Below are 18,825 nucleotides of genomic sequence, written 5' to 3'. Positions count from 1 at the left end.
AATAAAAAATCAATGCTATAATAATATTCACTATTTTCATACATCCTTCTGATGTGACTCCATGACTAACAAAGCTCTATCAATTCGCAAAAAAACTATTTTTGACGGCATATTTACTAAATACTTTTTAAAATATTTATTTAAATTATGGTTTACATTAGCGGGTTGGAAAATATGTAAAGTAGCGCCAGAAGGTGCGGGGGTAGCAATAGCTGCACCGCACACGTCAAATTGGGATTTTGTTTATGCGCTTGGGGCCGCTATATTACAAGATGTAAAAATCTACTTTTCAATAAAAGACAGTTTATGTAAAACACCTATTTTAGGCACCTTATTAATGTGGTTAGGTGCGATGCCAATAAATAGAACGTCACAAGGTCAAGGGCAAGTTGATCAAATAAAAGCATTTATTGATTCTCAAAAAGGCAATAGAGTATTTTTTCTTTTCACACCAGAAGGTACTCGTGGCACGGTAACTAAATGGAAAACAGGTTTTTATCATGTTGCTCAAGGCTGTAATTTACCTATTTTTCTCGCTAAAGTAGATTATCAAACTAAAGAGACGGGTGTTTTTCATACTTTTCAATTAACCGATAATAAAGATGATGATATTCAAGCAATACAAGCATCCTATAAAAGTATCCATGGAAAGTTTATTAAAGATCAGTACCCGCCATATAGCGGGCAACTGCCGCTAATTTCTGAATCTGAAATTGCTATTATTCGAGCATTATACTCACTTAAAGGCGTAGCGACTGAAATGGAAATTAATACTAAGGCCAAATTAACTGAACTTTCAAAAACTATGTTTGCCTTATTGGTAGAAAAAGGATTATTAGAAAAACAATTGGTAAACGATGAAAGCACTTATCAACTGACTTTTGCTGGTAAGGGATATTTTTTACACTTAACACCAAACGTTCACCACTAATAAAGATGAAAATTCAACAAATATCAAAATTATCAACAACGGGCTCTTCTCGTCTTATTTACGGTTGCATGCGTATTGCCGGTGACAACTCAGCTAATGATCGTGCAAAAGGTAAATTAGCTATTCATACCGCCATTGACAATAACTACAATCACTTTGACCATGCCGATATATATGGTGATGGTGAATGCGAAAGTTTATTTGGCGAGGTATTAAAAGAATCGCCAAACTTACGTAATAATATAATAATCACTTCAAAGGCAGGTATTAGACGAAACCCTCAACGTTATGACTTCTCGTCAAACTATCTTACGAACAGTGTAGAAAACTCGTTAAAACGCCTTAATACTGACTATTTAGATCTCTTTCTACTACATCGTCCTGATTATTTGTTTAACGCTCAAGATGTAGCTGAAACGTTTATCCAATTAAAATCTAGCGGTAAAGTAAAGCATTTTGGTGTTAGTAACTTCTCGCCTTCGCAAGTAGCTTTATTACAATCAGCGTTAGATGACCCTTTATTAGTGAATCAAATAGAAATCAATATTCATAATATTAGCAGTTTTTCAGATGGCACCTTAGATCAATGCCAACAATTAGGTATAACACCTATTGCATGGTGCCCTCTTGGAGGTGTTGCTTATCCTGCATGGGGAAATACATTTTCAACTGCTGACGAGCAACGAATCAAAGCTGAATTATCACAACAAGCTTTAAAATATAACTGCCAACCATGGCAACTTATTTTAGCTTGGCTATTAAAACATCCTGCTAGTATTTATCCTATTATAGGCTCCACCACAGCTGAACGTATCATTGTTGCACAAAAATCACAGGAATTAGATTACAGTCATATAGACTGGTATCGTTTACTCGAGGCGAGAAATGGTCAAGCACTTCCCTAACAAAATAATGACTTAAGTTACGCTTATTTAATTACTCCAAATAATTAATTTTATGTTCTTTTCTTTTAGCTTAATATAAAAATACGTTATTATTCTGTTTATACTATGCAGATAAATTGCTGCTCTATCATATATTAAGGAATATTTGTGTTTACCACTCAACTTGCCGACACGACAGAAAAAGTCACTACCGCGCTTAACCCCACTAATTTATTAAAAGATGAAATAAATCAAGTCGCGAATATATACAACATTATTATTGAGTTCTTTACCAATTACAGTTTTCAACTTATTGGCGCACTAATTGTTTTTATTATTGGTTATATCCTTGCGGGTAAAATATCTAAATGGGTATTAAAACTCTGTCTTAAAAATAAATTAGATATAACCCTAAGCCAATTTTTATCTAATACCTCAAAAATGATAATTGTGGTAATGATAACCATTGTAGCCTTAAGTAAACTTGGTATTAGTGTGACGCCATTTGTAGCTGCTATTGGTGCTGTTTCTTTAGGTGCTGGCTTAGCTTTACAAGGTTTACTAGCTAACTACGCGGCTGGCTTTAATATTATTATTATTAGACCTTTTGTGGTCGGTGATACCATAACCGTGCACGGTGTTACAGGGGTCGTTGAAGAAGTACTCTTAGCTTATACTGTATTAAAAAATGAAGATGATGTGATCATTACCGTACCGAATAAACATATTGTTGGCGAAATACTACATAACTCCAAAAATGACTCATTACTTGAATTAAAAGTTGGAATTTCATATGAGCATAACCCGTTAGAAGTTGCAGAATTACTGAAAAAAACCATGATGTCACTTGATATCATTGGCGATAGCAACAAACTACAAGTAGGTATTGATGAATTTTCTGACAGCGCGATTACATTAGGTATTCGTTTATGGACACCAACCATCAACCTTTACGAGTCAAAATATAAAGCTTATGCGAGTATATATTCCGCATTAGATGACGCGAATATCAACATTCCATTCCCGCAACGTGATGTACATATTCATCAAGTTGAATCAAAGTAGCTAACTAGCAACACGAAAATATAAAAAAACCGATATTCTTTAACAAAAATATCGGTTTTTTATTTTAAAATAGTAGACTAAAAAGATTAACAAGGCTTATAAAAAGTTTAACCCTTGTTTCAATATTCCTGCAGCATTACCATAACCGTTACTATCTAAATAACTAGTAACTGTACTGATCATAAGCGGAAGGCTTTCTTTTGGAATACCTAAACTTTCAAAAGCTGAATCTAAATAGCTCGCACTTTGTGCTGTTTTAGACGCTTTACTATCACCTAATAACGAAGTAATCGCTGAGGTTGAAAATGATGGTGCTTGGTCGATATAGCTACTTATATCCGGTATCGCTGTACTTAACTCTGAAAAGTTTTCTGTTGTTAAGTTATCTTGTGCAACTTTAAAAATAGACGCTAAACCACCACTAACCATTGCTTCAGACATACCAAGCTCAGTTGCGGCATAAGTTGTTAACGCATTTTTTGCCATATCTGTAGCAGCATTCTTAGCGATATCAGTTGCTGAATTACTTTCCGATAACTTACTTGTTAACGAATCAGGTAATTTAATAGCTGAAGCAGGCATGGCTAAGCTACTTAGTGCTACAGATAATAAAATGATACTTGCTTTCATAATTAAAAATTCCTTGGATAAACTTGATAATATAGTTAACTTAGATTAACACACTGTTAACCTAAGTTAACAGTAATAATACATTCGTTGCAACAATTATAAAATAGTATAATTTACTTCAACAACTATATGGATATATCAACGAAAACTTCCAAGCATGAGTACATTTTTTATCAGGAACATTACACGCTAATACCAGCAAAAATAGGCATGGTCACGCAAACAATAACATAGTATTCTCATTTGTTAGACACGTTAAAGTTAGCAAAATGTCTTATAATTTCCTGTACTAAACTCAGTAATAAAACTTTTATAGGAAATAAATTTATTAAAATGGGTATTATTCGATAAACATTGAAAAACACTAATGGTAATTAATATATCAACCGTTAACGTTAATCATAGATAATTAGGCAAAAGTAGACATGAATAATAATGATAAAAAAATAGTTAATTTAATTGCCGATATTGGCGGCACTAATATTCGTTTAGCACAAGCTAATGCACAAAGTGAATCTCAATATACAGATATAGAAACGTATCAATGCGCTAAATTTGCGAGTTTAATCGATGTTATTGCACTATATATTAAAAACAAAAATATTGCTGGCACCTGTATAAATGCTTGTTTAGCAATTGCTTGTCCCACAGATAAAGACATTATTTCAATGACAAATTTACCGTGGGAATTTTCACAAAAAGAGCTAATAGCAGCGCTTAACCTAAATAGTTTAACCATGATAAATGACTATACAGCTATTGCCATGGCAATTCCGCTATTAAATGATAATCAAAAAGTTAAAATTGGCGGTGGTGCAACAGTAGCTCAAATGCCTATTGCGGTATGCGGACCTGGTACAGGTTTAGGTGTTGCGCACATAGTACCAATATCCTCAAATGGAAAGAGTCAATGGCATTGTTTCAGCGGTGAAGGTGGTCATGTAGATTTTGCCGCCGTTGATGAACTTGAGATACAAATTTTACAACATTTAAAAAAGAACTTAGCACGAGTTTCTTATGAACAGTTATTGTCTGGTTACGGCTTAGAGCAAATTCATCAAGCAATTATTGCAATTAACGGTCAAGATAAGGTGCACCTTTCCGCTGCTGAAATTAGCCAACAAGCAGTATCTGGTAAATGTTCGGTGTGTGAACAAGCATTAACGCAGTTTTGTAAAGTCTTAGGCAGCTTCGCGGGTAACTTAGCCTTAACATTAAATTGCCAAGGAGGAGTATATATTGCAGGGGGGATTGCACCACGTTTTATTGACTTCATTAAAAACAGTGATTTTAGAACTCGTTTTGAAGCAAAAGGACGTTTATCGAATATACCGAAGCAAACACCTACCTATATTATTACTGAACCACAGCCAGGTTTACTTGGTGCTGCAGCATTATTACTTCAAAGATAAAACGTTAATCCTGCCAATCACTACCGAGTATTAGTAAAAATTCTAAGCAAAAAAGTCCAAATAATATTATTTGGACTTTTTCATATTTATATTGTGCTCGTTACTTAAATAACGCAGCTGCAAGCCGAAGCCGATAACTCATTTATATTAGTTAAATTATTTAGCTGTTGCTCGTGATACATATTCTCCTGAACGTGTATCTATTCTTACTTTTTCACCAATTTGTACAAATAAAGGAACACGAACTACTGCACCTGTTGATAACGTTGCTGGTTTTCCGCCAGTGCCTGCAGTATCGCCCTTTAAGCCAGGATCAGTTTCAGTAATGTCTATTTCAACAAAGTTTTGAGGTGTTACTGAAATAGGTGAATTATTCCATAGTGTAATAGTACAAATATCACCTTCAACTAACCATTTAGTTGTATCAGATACAGCTTTTTCATCCGCCGCAATTTGTTCGAATGTCTCGTTATTCATAAAGTGCCAAAATTCACCATCAGCATATAAATAAGCAAGTTCAACATCCATTACATCAGCGCCTTCAACCGACTCACCTGATTTAAATGTTTTCTCTAATACTTTATCTGATACTAGTTTGCGAATTTTTACACGATTGAATGCTTGACCTTTACCCGGCTTAACCAATTCGTTTTCAAGAATATTACATGGTTCGCCATCAAGCATGATTTTAAGTCCAGCTTTAAACTGGTTAGTACTGAAATTAGCCATAAGTGTGCTCTTTAATTAATTGTCCATTACCTTCATACCCAATATACTACACAGCATCTAAGGTAAAGATCATAAGTTGAAATAAGAATTGTCGCAGATAATAACCCAAATTGACCCTAAATTGCATCTTTGTGATGAAAATTCATGGCAAAAAGACCTTCGCCAAGTCATTACTGACCCTGAAAAGCTCTTAACATTGCTTGATATAAATAGTGCTGAGTATTTACAACATTTCAACGCCAAACAATTATTTCCTGTTCGAGTACCTTTGCCTTTTATCAGTCGTATGAAAAAAAGCGATTTTAATGACCCTTTACTCAAGCAAGTTATGCCGTTATCTAATGAGTTTATTATGTCTGATGGCTTTAGCACAGATCCTTTAGAAGAACACGATACGGTTGCTGAAGGCTTACTACATAAGTATAAAAATCGGGTATTGATGATTGTTAGAGCAGGTTGCGCCATTAACTGCCGTTATTGCTTTCGCCGTCATTTTCCCTATCAAGAAAATAGTCCTAACAAACAACGATGGCAGCAAGCATTAATCTATATTGCCGAACACTCAGAAATTTCAGAAGTCATTTTTAGTGGTGGCGATCCTTTAATGGCCAACGATTCTCACTTAACTTGGCTAGTTGAGCAAATTGAAGCCATAACGCATGTAAAACGTCTGCGTATTCATACAAGATTACCTGTCGTTATCCCTAGCCGTATTACTAAGGGTTTAGTCGATTTATTAATCCGTACCCGCTTAAAAGCAACTATGGTTTTACATATAAACCATGCTAATGAAATAGATGATAATTTTGCACAAGCACTAGAGCCATTGCGTGAAGCTCGCATTCCCTTATTTAATCAAAGTGTATTACTCAATGGTGTCAATGATAAAAGCGATACGCTAATCGCATTAAGTGAAAAAATGTTCGATATTGGTATCATACCTTATTATCTTCACCTTTTTGATCCTGTACAAGGCGCTGCCCACTTCGATGTAACAGAGAAAAAGGCGGTTAAAATAGTTAACGAAATGCTTGCGAGTTTACCCGGCTTTTTAATGCCTAAATTGGTACGTGAAATTGCAGGTCAAACTAACAAAACACCAATAAATCTGACATAATTACTATTAATAACGACTGCTAATAGCAACTTTTGATATTAGCAGTTACTCTCGACTAGACAAATAAAGAAAAAATATGACTACTAAAGCGATTGAACAACAATTAATTGAAAATATTTCGTTGATTCTAAAAAGATCATTAACCGCTGATGCAACATTGGCAGACTTGCGTGAACATAAAAAAGCAGGGTTTGAAGCTATTTTTAAAAAAGATGCTGGTTTCACATGCTCAGCTGATACTTTTCAACCTTATGTCGAAGAGATAGCTGATGATTTATTACAATGGCAAGCAAACAAAGAGAATTCGAAATTACTCATTCCTTTAGTTAAAAAAATTGAACAATTATTCACTGTATTGGCTGGCTTTGAAAAAACTCATAGCGCTTAATAAGCCGTATTTCGGCTAACGAATAAGGTAATAAGATAAGGCATATCCAGACGTCATTAGGTATAAAAATAAAACACTCGCAAGATAAATAGGCTTAAAACCTACACCTTTAAATTTATTTAAGCGTGTCTCTATACCTAATGCTGTCATGGCCATTGTTAGGGCAAAATTATCCAGCTGATTGATATTATCCACCCAAGTTATTGGTAAAATATTCAGTGAATTAAAGCCAACCATGGCAATAAAGCCTACAGCAAACCAAGGGATCGTAACTCCCCCTTTCTGCTGCCAGTTATCGTTAATAACATATTGTGCTTTATTACCTTGCTTAGCTAAACTTGCCAGCCAAACACCTAATACTAGTAAGAATGGGGCTAGCAGCATAACGCGTAACATTTTTACAATAACAGCTGTGTTAGCAATATCATCACTCATTGAAGCACCGGCACCAACCACATGAGCTACTTCATGTAATGTAGCTCCAACGTAAGCTCCCATCGCTTGTTCTGTTAACCTTAAACTTAGCCCTAAAAAGTCCTGTTGATACAAGATCGGATAAATAAACATAGCAATAGTGCCAAAAATCACTACCGTTACCACTGCAATACTGGTTTTATAAGCCTCTGCTTTAATTACTGGCTCAGTTGCCAATACAGCTGCGGCACCACAGATTGAACTACCAGCACTAATTAAAATACTGGTATCGCGATCTAACTTTAATATTTTTGTGCCAAACCAATAGCCAAAAATAAAAGTACTTATTACAATAAAAATACTCAATAAAACGCCTGCAAAACCAACTTGTACAATATCTTGAAAAACTAAACGAAAACCATAAAAAACAATACCGGCACGTAATAAGGTTTTAGTCGAAAAGACAAGTCCTCCGTGCCAAGTATTAGGAAACTTGTCACGTAAGCTATTACCGTAAAATATACCAACCACAATGCCTATAATTAACGGGCTAATAGCTAACTCTTTAAAAAAGGAGAGTTCGGCTAAATAAGTCGCTGCTATTGCTAATAGCGCGACAAACAAAATTCCATTAAGTGTATTTACTCGATTATCTTTGGAAAACGGCATTGCATTCTCTCTCATCATTCATGTTAAGCATAATATATAGGGAGAACTTAAATAAAAAAAACAGATGTTTTTAATGTATTATATTAAAAATATTAATATATGATGACCTAGTAAATTGTGAAATAGCAGATGAATATAACATTAAAACAATTAACCGTATTTACCACCACCGCAAGGCTGAGTGGTATAACAAAAGCTGCGCAAGAGTTATCTATGACACAGTCTGCTGCTAGCCAATCATTAAAAGAATTAGAAAATATATTAGGCTACCCGTTATTTACTCGCCATGGCCGTAAGCTAGTGATTAACGCACATGGGCAAATGCTATTAAGTAAAGCAACACAGATGTTAGTATTGCAAGAACAAATTCAGCAACCCACTACAACCGAGTTACAAGGAGAATTAAAAGTAGCTGCCAGTGTTACTATTGGTTCATATGTTATGCCACAACTGCTAGCCGAGTTTATAGCAATACATCCTCAAGTAGAGCCAAAACTCTTCATAAGCAATTCAGAGCAAGTCACCGAGAAATTATTAGCTGGACAAGCCCATATAGGTTTAATTGAGGCACCACTTTCACATAAATCATTAAATTTATCAGCTTGGCGTAATGATCAACTCGTTGTTTTCTGTGCCAAAGATAATGTGTTGGCCAAACAAAAAAAATTAACATTAACAGAAATGTCACAACAACGTTGGATACTACGAGAACACGGTTCAGGCACACGTGCAGTGTTTATTAATGCTATGCAACAACTAGGCGGTACAATTAACCACAGCATGGACTTAGCGAGACAAGAGGCTATTAAGCAAACCGTTAAAGCGAATTTAGGTTTAGGAGTATTATCATTATTGTCGATACAAGAAGAACTAACACTTGGAATATTTAAGAGGCTAGAAACGCCCCTTAATTTAAATCGTCAATTATCCATTATAGAATCAGAGCATTACTGCCATGACCCTCTTGTAAGCGCCTTTCATACTTTTCTTCAAACGAAGATAATTAGTTGACTTGCTTAGTAATATGGTTGTCAAAGGTTTCCAAAAACCACTCATCAAGCATGTTCTTCTCATAACCTAATGACTCATTTCTATATCTTAAACGACTTCCCATCAAAAAACTCATATCTTTGAGAATCACTTCAGCAGACTCAATTACATTACCATCGGTACTCACTAATTGATAAGAAAAATTAATTCTAGGGAAATAAATATCTTTAACAATTCTAATTTGATCTATGCCTCCAGCCATTGTATCGCCGGCTAAGTCAACATCAGTGACATCAATTTTTAAAACTTGCCCTTCTGGAAGTTTCTCAGCAAGTTTAGCAATGTGTTTTTCTAAATTATAAAAGGTACTTTCACGAAAATGTTTTCGACTACCATTACTTGGTCGAATATCACGATATTTTTCATAATTGGTCCAAGTCACCTCTGATGTCGCCGCATAAGCAAAACCAGAAGATGATAGTGTAATAAACAAACTAAATAATATTGTGGTTAATATTTTCATCACTCTATCCTATTGTTACTGGGTATAGGCTATTAAAGCATATTTGCCGCTACAACATTGTAAAAAGATGTAACAACATAACAAGCAAAACAACACTATCAATAAAATATTTGTGTGTGCTTTAAGGCTAGTAGTATACAAGTCAAATTAACGAAATATTAATAAGTCACTGTGCCACGAATTGGATATCCTTCTTGGTTACGAACAAAAGTTAAACCTCTTACCACAACATCTAATTCTGGACGTAGAAATGGTGTGTTAGAAATATTTACTGCTTGAGTTATGCCTTCATCATTAACAATAAACAGTCCGGGTTCAGCAAAGTTATGATCAGTTTCTTGCTCTGAGCGCGGAGCTGAAATATAAAGCCCTAATTGCTGCATTTGCTGCTCAGTTAAACCGTAAGCAATTGGATAAGTTATTGATAATTGCTCCATAGTGCCTGCAAGCTGAGCTTTTGAATCAGCTGAAATAGCTGATATGCTCACCCCTATGGCCTTTAATGCTTCTTGATGTTCTTCTAATAAATTTAAGTATCGAACACATAGTGGACAATGCTTACCTCTATATACAATAATCATTTGCCAATCAGCACCGCTATGTGCTTTGCTCATGTCGACAATAGTACCGTTAAGCAATGTTGCTTCAATAGTAGGGAAAATATTACCAGCTGTTATTTTTACTGAATTTGTCATAATCATCTCTTCATTTATGAATTTTACTGTTATTACTAAGTGAGGTAAGTCTAATACATGCAACATTTAGCCTATTCATGCTAACAACTAACAAAACTTAAACATCAATGCGTTATTTTTTTGCTAATGAGTTAAACGTAGCACTAATAGCAATAAATATAACACTAACTATCACAACACCAGGCCATTGATAAAGCGAAAATGCTTTAACGCCCGCAATAGAGCCAAGCGCGCCACCAAGATAATAACCTAACATATAAATACCATTAATTCGGCTTTGTGCACTTGGGTCGATACTAAATACACGCACTTGGTTGGCGACTTGAGCACTAAAAATGGCAAAATCGATTAAAACAATACCGATAATTAAAGCAATTAAATTTCCTGTAAAGACACCCGTGATAGCAAAACCTATTGCCGCAAGTATCAGCACCATCATGATTAATTTTTTAGAGCCTAAGGTATTAACCCATTTACCTGATGATTTTGCACCGATAACACCCGCTAATGCAATAACACCAAATAAGCCAGCTTCTTGTGCGTTGTAATTAAAGGGCATATCACTTACATAAATCGCTAGTGTTGCCCAAAGTACATTAAAAGCAGCGAACCAGAAAGCGCCGGATAAAGTATAAATTTGTAATAGCTTATGCTGAACAAATAAACTGACGGTGCTTTTAATAAGTGCTAAATAAGGTAAATTACTTTGCGGTTTATTGCTTGGTAAAAATAGCTGTAACAAAATACCAAATATTGCAGCTAAAACTGCTGACATAATAAAGACACTACGCCAGCCAAACTGCTCACCAACAAAGCCACTTATCGTTCTTGAAAGTAGAATGCCAAGCGTTAATCCCATCATTAGCGTGCCCAAGGTCACGCCTTTATTATTGGTTGATACCATAGAAGCTGCGAATGGTATTAACTGCTGAGTAATATTGGCACTAACACCAATAAGAAAAACTGCACTCAATAATATAGGTAAACTTGGTGCAATTACCGCAACTGCACAAGCAACAACTAAAATGCACGACAAAATACTGATTAAACGCCGACGGGCAATAGAGTCACCTAACGGGGAAATAAATAGTAACGCAAAAGCATAACCAAATTGGGTAAATGCAGGAATGCTGCCTAATTGTGAATAAGTTAATTTATACTCATCAGCAATAAGCGGTAAAATCGGCTGGCTGTAGTACAGATTTGCCGCTGTTGCAGCAATAGCAGTAGTCATCAATAATAATATAAACCGGCTCAACGACTGATTTTCTTCAGGATTCGTCATGTTTTTCTTGCGTAGGTAAATAAATAATTTATGGATAGATAATAGGCCTTATTAAGAGATAACAAAAATGATAGTATTTTATTGAATCTATATAAAAACTGTATAGACAAAGTTTTAATGCCCACGGCAGAAATATAAGGCGAAACTACAAATTGAATCAGCTATGGAATTAAAAATACTAAAAAGCTTTATTGCCGTCGCTAAGCACAAAAGCTTCTCAGACGCCGCTCGCGAGTTAAATACAGTTCAGCCCGCTATTAGTCGTCATATTTCTGCCTTAGAAGCTCAGCTTGGAGTAACTTTATTTAATCGTAACTCCCGAGATGTAGCAATTACTGTAGCCGGTGAACAGTTACTAAAGGATGCTACGGCCATTTTATCCTTAACTGATCAAGCGACAGCACAAGTAAAACTTGCACACAATGGTCAAGTAGGCTCGCTGAATATTGCCTATTTAGGCTCTGCATGTTTATCCTTCATGGCGACCTTAGTGCGGGCTTATCGCTCTCAATTTCCATATGTACATGTCACCTTATTTGAAATGACCGCAACTGAACAAATTGAGGCCTTAAAAAATGAAAAAATAGATATTGCATTTTCAAGGCCTCTACCTAGTTCAATTAATGACGAATTTATTAGCCACTGTATTTACATTGATAAATTGATTGCTATCGTTAATCAAAACCATGCCTTGGCAAATAATAAAAGTATCAATTTAGCGCAGTTAAAAGACGAACAATTTATACTTTTTAATCGTGATGAAGCACTTGGATTATTTGATGAAACAATAATACATTGTAAAGAAGCAGGGTTCTCACCTAACATAATCAGCCAACCAAGGCACATGCAAACCTTAGTAACTGAAGTAGCTGCAGGGTTAGGTGTTGCGATTGCCCCATACTGTATTCGTAAGTTATACAGTGAAGGCTGTAGTTTTATTGAGTTAAATAATGTAAATACGCAAATTCCACTGCACATTCAGTATAAAAAAATCGATAATAACGCAACAGTAAATGCTTTCATACAGATAGTGCTAGCCGCCAAAAAGGAAATAAAACACAATATGACTAGATAACCTTAGACACAAGGATATGTTTTTTAAATAAACAAGACTGTTCCCTCCAGAATATTATTTAGTATCAAGAATATATATTATTTTTCTATTAATAATATAAGTATTTACACATCGATAATGAGCATTGATTTAACAAATAACGAGAAAAAAACACTAAACTTTATTAAAGCTAACTATGATTATGAATAGCGAAAAGGTACTATAGCGCCTTTTTTTAATGCTGTTCATGCAGCATCGTAATTTTTGTTAAATTTATAGTTTTTGGAGTTCTTTTTTATGCCATTTCAGGTAGGTCAGCGTTGGATAAGTGACAGTGAGTCAGATCAAGGGTTAGGGACAGTTACAAATATAGAGCACAGGTTCGTTACAATCGTCTTTACTGCCACTGGTGAATCACGTCAATATGCCAAAGCGAATGCTCCTTTAACACGTGTTATTTTTAATCAGGGTGACATAATTCCAAGCCACGAAGGCTGGACATTAAAAGTAACATCAAGCTCTGAAGAACACGGTATTATTACTTACCACGGCATAAAACAAGGTAATGATCTAAACGAAGAAATTTCGTTAAAAGAAGTGATGATAGATCACTTTATAAAATTTAATAAACCGCACGATCGCTTACTTAACAGCCAAGTTGATAGACTCGACTGGTTTCGCTTGCGTAAAGACTGTTTACGCCATCAGTATGAGCAACAACAATCTGAATTAATGGGCCTAACTGGTGCCCGCGTTAGCCTTATTCCTCATCAACTTTATATTGCTGACGAAGTGGGTAATCGCTTTGCTCCTCGTGTTTTACTTGCCGATGAAGTAGGTTTAGGTAAAACCATCGAAGCAGGTTTGATAATACATCAACAGCTTGTTAGTGGGCGCGCAAAACGTATTTTGATCATAGTCCCTGAGTCACTAATGCATCAATGGTTAGTAGAAATGCTACGTCGCTTCAATTTAAGCTTCAGTATTTTTGATGAAGACCGTTGTGATGAAGTCGCTGGTGAAGATAATGTAAACCCATTTAGCAGTGAACAATTAGTGCTAGTTAACTTAGGTTTTGTTACTAAAAATCCTAAATGGTACGAAGAACTAATTAGTGAAGACTGGGATTTAATGGTGGTAGATGAAGCCCATCATTTAAATTATCACAAAGAAAATCCAAGTATTGAATATCAATGCATTGAACAATTAGCACGAGTAATTCCAGGTGTATTATTACTTACCGCAACCCCCGATCAATTAGGCCATGAAAGTCATTTTGCTCGCTTACGGTTACTTGATCCTGATAGGTTTTTTGATTACGACAAGTTTATAGAAGAAGAGTCTCGTTATAGCGAAATAGCAGACGCAGCCAATGCTTTAGTTGAAGGCGAAAAACTTTCGTCTGATCAAGAAAAGACCTTATCAGCATTACTAAAAGAATCAAATATTAGTCAACAGCTAACGCAGCTAAATGATAGCAATGCTGATGTCCAACAAAAAGTTCGTAAGCAATTACTATCTCAATTACTTGATAGGCACGGCACCGGTCGTATTTTATTTAGAAACTCGCGTAATACAATTAAAGGTTTCCCTGCGCGTGAAGCACACCCAGCACCGTTAATTATGCCTGAGCAATATCAAGAGTCATTGAATGAATTTATGCTAAGCGGTTGCCCTGAAACATTGGCTAACTCAAAACAAGCTAAGTTCGTTTTCACACCTGAAATGCTATACAGCTTAGATCATCAAAACGAAGTATGGACCGACTTTGATCCACGTGTTGATTATTTAATTGATTTACTACAATCATTAAAAAAAGAAAAGGTATTAGTGATTTGTGCACATGCACAAACAGCGATTGACCTAGAAGCCGCTCTTCGTATTAAAGAAGGTATTCGCTCAGCAGTATTTCATGAAGGTCTATCGATATTTGAACGCGACAAAGCTGCCGCATATTTTGCCCAAGATGAAGACAGTGCACAATTATTGCTTTGCTCAGAAATAGGCAGCGAAGGACGCAATTTTCAATTTGCGCATCACTTAGTATTATTTGATTTACCAAGTAATCCTGACTTATTAGAACAACGTATTGGTCGCCTTGACCGCATAGGGCAAACCGAAATTATTCGTTTGCATATTCCTTATTTTCAAGACTCGGCACAACACTTATTACTTGACTGGTATCAGCAAGGAATGCAAGCCTTTGAACATACCTGTATTACTGGCCGCGTAGTTTATGAAACATATGGTGAACAGTTATTGGCTTTAGCATTAAGTGACCAACAAGTTTCTAGTCAAGCCGAGCTACTCGTTAGTGATAGTTGGAAAAAGCACTGCCAGTTAAAAGCAGAATTAGAGTCTGGCCGTGATAAGTTACTCGAATTAAACTCATCAGGCCAAGGCCGTGCTTATGAGTTAGTTGAAAAAATAGAGAAGAATGACAAACAAATTCATTTACCGCAATTTATGTTTCAAGCGTTAGACGTGTTTGGTGTGCAGCAAGATGATAAAGCAGACAATTCAATCGCATTAAATCAAAGCGAACACATGCTTAATAGTAATTTTCCATGCTTACCAGAAGACGGAACGACTGTTACTTTTGATCGTAATACCGCCTTAATTAACGAAAACTACCAATTACTAACTTGGGATCATCCAATGGTTAGAGGTGTACTAGATTTAGTACTTAGCGACGAAATTGGTAATGCAAGTATAGGGCTATTAAAAAATGAAGCCTTACCTGTAGGTACTTTCTTTTTAGAATGTTTATTCACTGTCGAAGCAACGGCACCAGCGCACTTACAATTAGGCCGTTATTTACCAACCACACCGATTCGAATTTTAGTCGATAAAACAGGTAATAATCTTGCTGATAAAGTAAGTGAATCTGTTTTAGATAACCAATTAGCACCAGTTAAAAAACAAATAGCTTTACAATTAATTAAAGCGTTAAAATCTCAAATTGGACCGCTAGTCACTAAAGCTGAAAGTCATGGTAAGCAACAAATTAAAGCTATTCAAACAAAGGCATTAGAAAATATGCAAACTAAGCTTGAACAAGAGCAGCAAAGATTAACGGCATTAAAAGCGGTTAACCCAAGTGTTCGACAAGCCGAAATTGACTTTATTGCTCACCAACAAAGTCAATTAACGCATTATATTGATAAAGCCCAGCTCACTTTTGAAGCCGTACGTATGATAGTAGTGACCCATTAATGGCTGCTAATCCAGACTTTATTTATACACCACCAATGACACCTTATCTTGATATTATTTTTCAGGATGAGGACATTGTTGTACTAAATAAAAGTAGCGGACTATTAAGTGTTCCAGGGCGCTTACCTGAACATCAAGATTGCTTACAAAATAGAGTGCAACGCGTACTACCCACAGCAACTGTGGTGCACCGTTTAGATATGGCAACTTCTGGTATTATGATTATGGCGCTAAATAAACCTGCCCATGTTTCTATTAGTCGACAGTTTGAACAACGAAAAACTAAAAAAAGCTATATTGCTCGTGTCTATGGTCAGGTAAAAGATCAAGCAGGTAGTGTAGATTTACCATTAATATGTGATTGGCCAAATAGGCCAAAGCAAAAAGTGGATCATGAAAATGGCAAACAATCATTAACGCACTATCAAGTACTAAGCTACAACGACTTAAGTTCTGGTGAAGAAAGTAGTTTAGTTGAATTAACGCCTGTTACAGGGCGTTCTCATCAATTAAGAGTGCATATGCTAGCGTTAGGGCACCCTATTTTAGGTGATAGATTGTATGCGCATAAGCAAGCTTTAGCCGCGAGTTCACGGTTAACATTACATGCAAGAAACTTAAGCTTAGCGCATCCTGTAACAGGAGAATTACTCAATTTTGTTGCCCCTTGTCCATTTACTTAATACATTGAGTTAATACTTTTAACTTATAGGCCGATATATATTTATTGATCATTAGGTAAACTAACTTTTAAACTAATATTTCAATCATTATTCGATACGGCTTAAAATTAAGGAACACTGTGCGAGCATCATTAACGTTACCCAAGCTAATTATATTTTTTTTATTACTACCCTGGTTAAATATTAATGCTGTCGCACAGCAAGACGCTGCAACTGCAACAAATGATAATGCCAAACAAATGTCAGAGGATATAGCAGCGAAAGAAGCAAATGCAGATGCCACTGCAGCAAAAGATACTCAGGCGCCAGCGCCTGAAATTATTCCCATACCACCACCAATTTCTATTGCACAACAATACAAAGACGATCTAACACACTATTTACCTAACAAAAATGTAAAGCCATTATTAGCTGGTGCTGACGATTACATTACTTTAATAACTGAAAACACCACTGTAAATGATAAAGGTGTTGCAATTTTATTACCTGATTGGCAGCAAGGTGCGACTAACCCCAAAGCTATCAATTTTTTACGAAACCAATTACCTCAACATGGCTGGACTACCATTAGTATTCAGCCAATGGACAAACCCAAAAGCTATCCTTCTAGCGCGATAAGAATTGATACTCAACAAGAAGAAAATCAACGCATTATTGATGACTATAAAATAAAACTCGCCATAATGCTCAATGCTGTGCTCGACAAAGCAAAAAATTACCCTGGCATTCTCATGATTATAGCTCAAGGTAATAATGGTGCACTACTGGTAGATCTGTTGAGTCAAAAAAATGGGCAGCCCAGTATAAGCCAAGCACCTAACGCACTTATATTATTAAGTAGTTATATGTTAACAAACCAGCCATTAATTGATGAGGCTAACACTCGTTTTGCAAAAAGGTTAGCGGCTAGTGAATACCCTGTTCTAGACTTATACCTAAAAAAAGATAATCACATTGCGCTATATAAAGCTAAAGAACGTTTGTTATTGTCTAAGCAAGAGATGAAAGCCTACTATCGTCAGCGCCAATTAAACAATAGTGCCATGGGATATTACCCTGAAACAGAGCTACTTACTCAAGTGAATAGTTGGTTAAGATCCATTGGATGGTAGGGTTAACTAAAGAATACTCTCCTTCAAACGACCAACAGAGAGCACTTCTTTATTTGCTCAAGAAACAGCTGACCGCTGCATAAATAGCTTAAATCGAGTTCAGATGACTAAGCGTTCTATAAGTAATTCACTATGCCTGCTTTGAAATCAAATCGTACGCAGCTTGAATATCTTGCGTCTTCTCTTTTGCTGCCTCCATCATTGCAGGTGGCAATCCTTTAGCAATTAACTTATCTGGGTGATGTTGAGACATAAGCTTACGATAAGCTTTTTTAATATCACCTTTGGAATCGTCTTTACTTACTCCTAAAATTTTATAAGCATTATCTAACTGTCCTGCGCTAGTTGGTGCATTTTCACCATTAAATTGCTGATAACTTTGCCCTGATTGCTGATTAAAAGCGGCACTGGCGATAATCATCTCAAGTAAATTATCTAATTGACGAGCTGAGTAACCTAAAAATTTAGCGGTAGTATGTAAAACTTCACGTTCTTTGGCGTCTAAATCACCATCAGAGAAAGCGACTTGAATTTGGATCTCTAAAAACATCAAGCGTAAATCATGACGATTACCACAAATACGCTTAAACTTTCTTAGGCGATCTTCTAATGGAAACCCTGTGGTTTTCCCTTCTCGAAACGCATCTTGTGCTTGTTGACGTAACTCACTGGTTAAATTAAGTTTATCCATGTAAGCACTTGCAAAAGCTATTTCATGATTGGTTACCTTACCTTTTGCCTTCGCAACATGCCCCATAACCGAAAATGTTGTGTAAAAAAAAGCAGCTTGCCGAGCAACGTCATCTTCTTTTCCACCTGTAACACCATCAAAATCAAATCCGCGTCCACGGTCAAACATATGCCCTAGCCAGACACCTAATAACGCACCAAATAAGTTTTTACTTAACATAAAGCCAAACAAAAACCCTAAAACTTTGCCCCAAATACGCATTTTTTAATCATTCTCCTACACTTTATGTGCTATTTGCTTGCTTCTCGTAGCTAGAAACGTATATTTCCTATATCAT

General features: G+C 35.8%; 18 protein-coding genes. 11 read left to right on the top strand and 7 right to left on the bottom strand.

Features of this window, described 5'->3' with window-relative positions:
• Positions 1-61 precede the first annotated feature (61 nt).
• The 3 genes from KO509_RS09995 to KO509_RS09985 all read left to right on the top strand — a co-directional run bounded on the left by KO509_RS09995 (position 62) and on the right by KO509_RS09985 (position 2,880).
• Positions 62-931, top strand: a complete 870-nt coding sequence (locus KO509_RS09995; protein ID WP_215973138.1) for a 1-acyl-sn-glycerol-3-phosphate acyltransferase — start codon at positions 62-64, stop codon at positions 929-931.
• Between the two features lie 5 nt (positions 932-936).
• Entirely contained in the window at positions 937-1,836 is a 900-nt protein-coding gene (locus KO509_RS09990; protein WP_215973137.1) for an aldo/keto reductase, read from the top strand.
• Between the two features lie 147 nt (positions 1,837-1,983).
• Positions 1,984-2,880, top strand: a complete 897-nt coding sequence (locus KO509_RS09985) for a mechanosensitive ion channel family protein (protein WP_303495262.1) — start codon at positions 1,984-1,986, stop codon at positions 2,878-2,880.
• Positions 2,881-2,976: 96 nt separating this feature from the next.
• Here the strand turns inward: KO509_RS09985 and KO509_RS09980 are convergent, their stop codons facing one another.
• Positions 2,977-3,510 (bottom strand): DUF2780 domain-containing protein, encoded by a 534-nt coding sequence (locus tag KO509_RS09980; RefSeq protein WP_215973136.1) that lies wholly within the window; start codon positions 3,508-3,510, stop codon positions 2,977-2,979.
• Between the two features lie 425 nt (positions 3,511-3,935).
• Between KO509_RS09980 and KO509_RS09975 the strand changes: the two genes are divergently transcribed.
• A complete protein-coding gene (locus KO509_RS09975) occupies positions 3,936-4,922 on the top strand; it encodes a glucokinase (protein WP_215973135.1) in 987 nt (328 codons plus the stop codon).
• A 156-nt stretch (positions 4,923-5,078) separates the two neighbouring features.
• Here KO509_RS09975 and efp read toward each other — a convergent pair whose 3' ends face one another.
• Positions 5,079-5,651, bottom strand: a complete 573-nt coding sequence (efp, locus tag KO509_RS09970) for an elongation factor P (RefSeq protein WP_215973134.1) — start codon at positions 5,649-5,651, stop codon at positions 5,079-5,081.
• Between the two features lie 88 nt (positions 5,652-5,739).
• On the opposite strand from efp, the gene epmB reads away from it, so the two are divergent.
• On the top strand, positions 5,740-6,768 hold the full coding sequence (epmB, locus tag KO509_RS09965; protein WP_215973133.1) for an EF-P beta-lysylation protein EpmB: 1,029 nt from the start codon (positions 5,740-5,742) through the stop codon (positions 6,766-6,768).
• A 76-nt stretch (positions 6,769-6,844) separates the two neighbouring features.
• The gene (locus KO509_RS09960; protein ID WP_215973132.1) at positions 6,845-7,156 is read left to right on the top strand and encodes a hypothetical protein; all 312 of its coding nucleotides are present in this window, start codon (positions 6,845-6,847) and stop codon (positions 7,154-7,156) included.
• A 15-nt stretch (positions 7,157-7,171) separates the two neighbouring features.
• Here the strand turns inward: KO509_RS09960 and KO509_RS09955 are convergent, their stop codons facing one another.
• Positions 7,172-8,239: a YeiH family protein gene (locus KO509_RS09955; RefSeq protein ID WP_215973131.1), complete on the bottom strand. Its 1,068-nt coding sequence runs from the start codon at positions 8,237-8,239 to the stop codon at positions 7,172-7,174.
• 129 nt (positions 8,240-8,368) lie between these two features.
• Here KO509_RS09955 and KO509_RS09950 point away from each other — a divergent pair, with 129 nt between their 5' ends.
• Complete coding sequence (locus tag KO509_RS09950; protein WP_215973130.1) at positions 8,369-9,250, top strand: LysR substrate-binding domain-containing protein; 882 nt, start codon at positions 8,369-8,371, stop codon at positions 9,248-9,250.
• Here the strand turns inward: KO509_RS09950 and KO509_RS09945 are convergent.
• The 3 genes from KO509_RS09945 to KO509_RS09935 all read right to left on the bottom strand — a co-directional run bounded on the left by KO509_RS09945 (position 9,243) and on the right by KO509_RS09935 (position 11,732).
• Positions 9,243-9,752 (bottom strand): DUF3016 domain-containing protein, encoded by a 510-nt coding sequence (locus KO509_RS09945; protein WP_215973129.1) that lies wholly within the window; start codon positions 9,750-9,752, stop codon positions 9,243-9,245. The genes KO509_RS09950 and KO509_RS09945 overlap by 8 nt on opposite strands.
• 158 nt (positions 9,753-9,910) lie before the next feature.
• The gene (locus KO509_RS09940) at positions 9,911-10,447 is read right to left on the bottom strand and encodes a redoxin domain-containing protein (RefSeq protein ID WP_215973128.1); all 537 of its coding nucleotides are present in this window, start codon (positions 10,445-10,447) and stop codon (positions 9,911-9,913) included.
• Between the two features lie 112 nt (positions 10,448-10,559).
• Complete coding sequence (locus KO509_RS09935; RefSeq protein WP_215973127.1) at positions 10,560-11,732, bottom strand: MFS transporter; 1,173 nt, start codon at positions 11,730-11,732, stop codon at positions 10,560-10,562.
• A gap of 163 nt (positions 11,733-11,895) precedes the next feature.
• Between KO509_RS09935 and KO509_RS09930 the strand changes: the two genes are divergently transcribed.
• From KO509_RS09930 to KO509_RS18285, 4 genes are all read left to right on the top strand, one after another.
• Complete coding sequence (locus KO509_RS09930) at positions 11,896-12,807, top strand: LysR family transcriptional regulator (RefSeq protein WP_215973126.1); 912 nt, start codon at positions 11,896-11,898, stop codon at positions 12,805-12,807.
• 276 nt (positions 12,808-13,083) lie between these two features.
• A complete protein-coding gene (rapA, locus tag KO509_RS09925; RefSeq protein WP_215973125.1) occupies positions 13,084-16,002 on the top strand; it encodes an RNA polymerase-associated protein RapA in 2,919 nt (972 codons plus the stop codon).
• A complete protein-coding gene (gene rluA / locus KO509_RS09920) occupies positions 16,002-16,685 on the top strand; it encodes a bifunctional tRNA pseudouridine(32) synthase/23S rRNA pseudouridine(746) synthase RluA (protein WP_215973124.1) in 684 nt (227 codons plus the stop codon). The genes rapA and rluA overlap by 1 nt, the downstream gene beginning before the upstream one ends.
• Before the next feature lie 119 nt (positions 16,686-16,804).
• Positions 16,805-17,797 carry a DUF3530 family protein gene (locus KO509_RS18285; RefSeq protein ID WP_303495263.1) on the top strand — a complete coding sequence of 331 codons (993 nt, stop codon included), beginning with the start codon at positions 16,805-16,807 and terminating at the stop codon, positions 17,795-17,797.
• Positions 17,798-17,927: 130 nt separating this feature from the next.
• Here the strand turns inward: KO509_RS18285 and djlA are convergent, their stop codons facing one another.
• Complete coding sequence (gene djlA, locus KO509_RS09910) at positions 17,928-18,749, bottom strand: co-chaperone DjlA (RefSeq protein ID WP_215973123.1); 822 nt, start codon at positions 18,747-18,749, stop codon at positions 17,928-17,930.
• Between the last annotated feature and the right edge of the window lie 76 nt (positions 18,750-18,825).

This window comes from Colwellia sp. C2M11 (assembly GCF_018860915.1).
GTDB lineage: Bacteria > Pseudomonadota > Gammaproteobacteria > Enterobacterales > Alteromonadaceae > Colwellia.
This window is presented reverse-complemented; position numbering and strand designations above follow the sequence as displayed.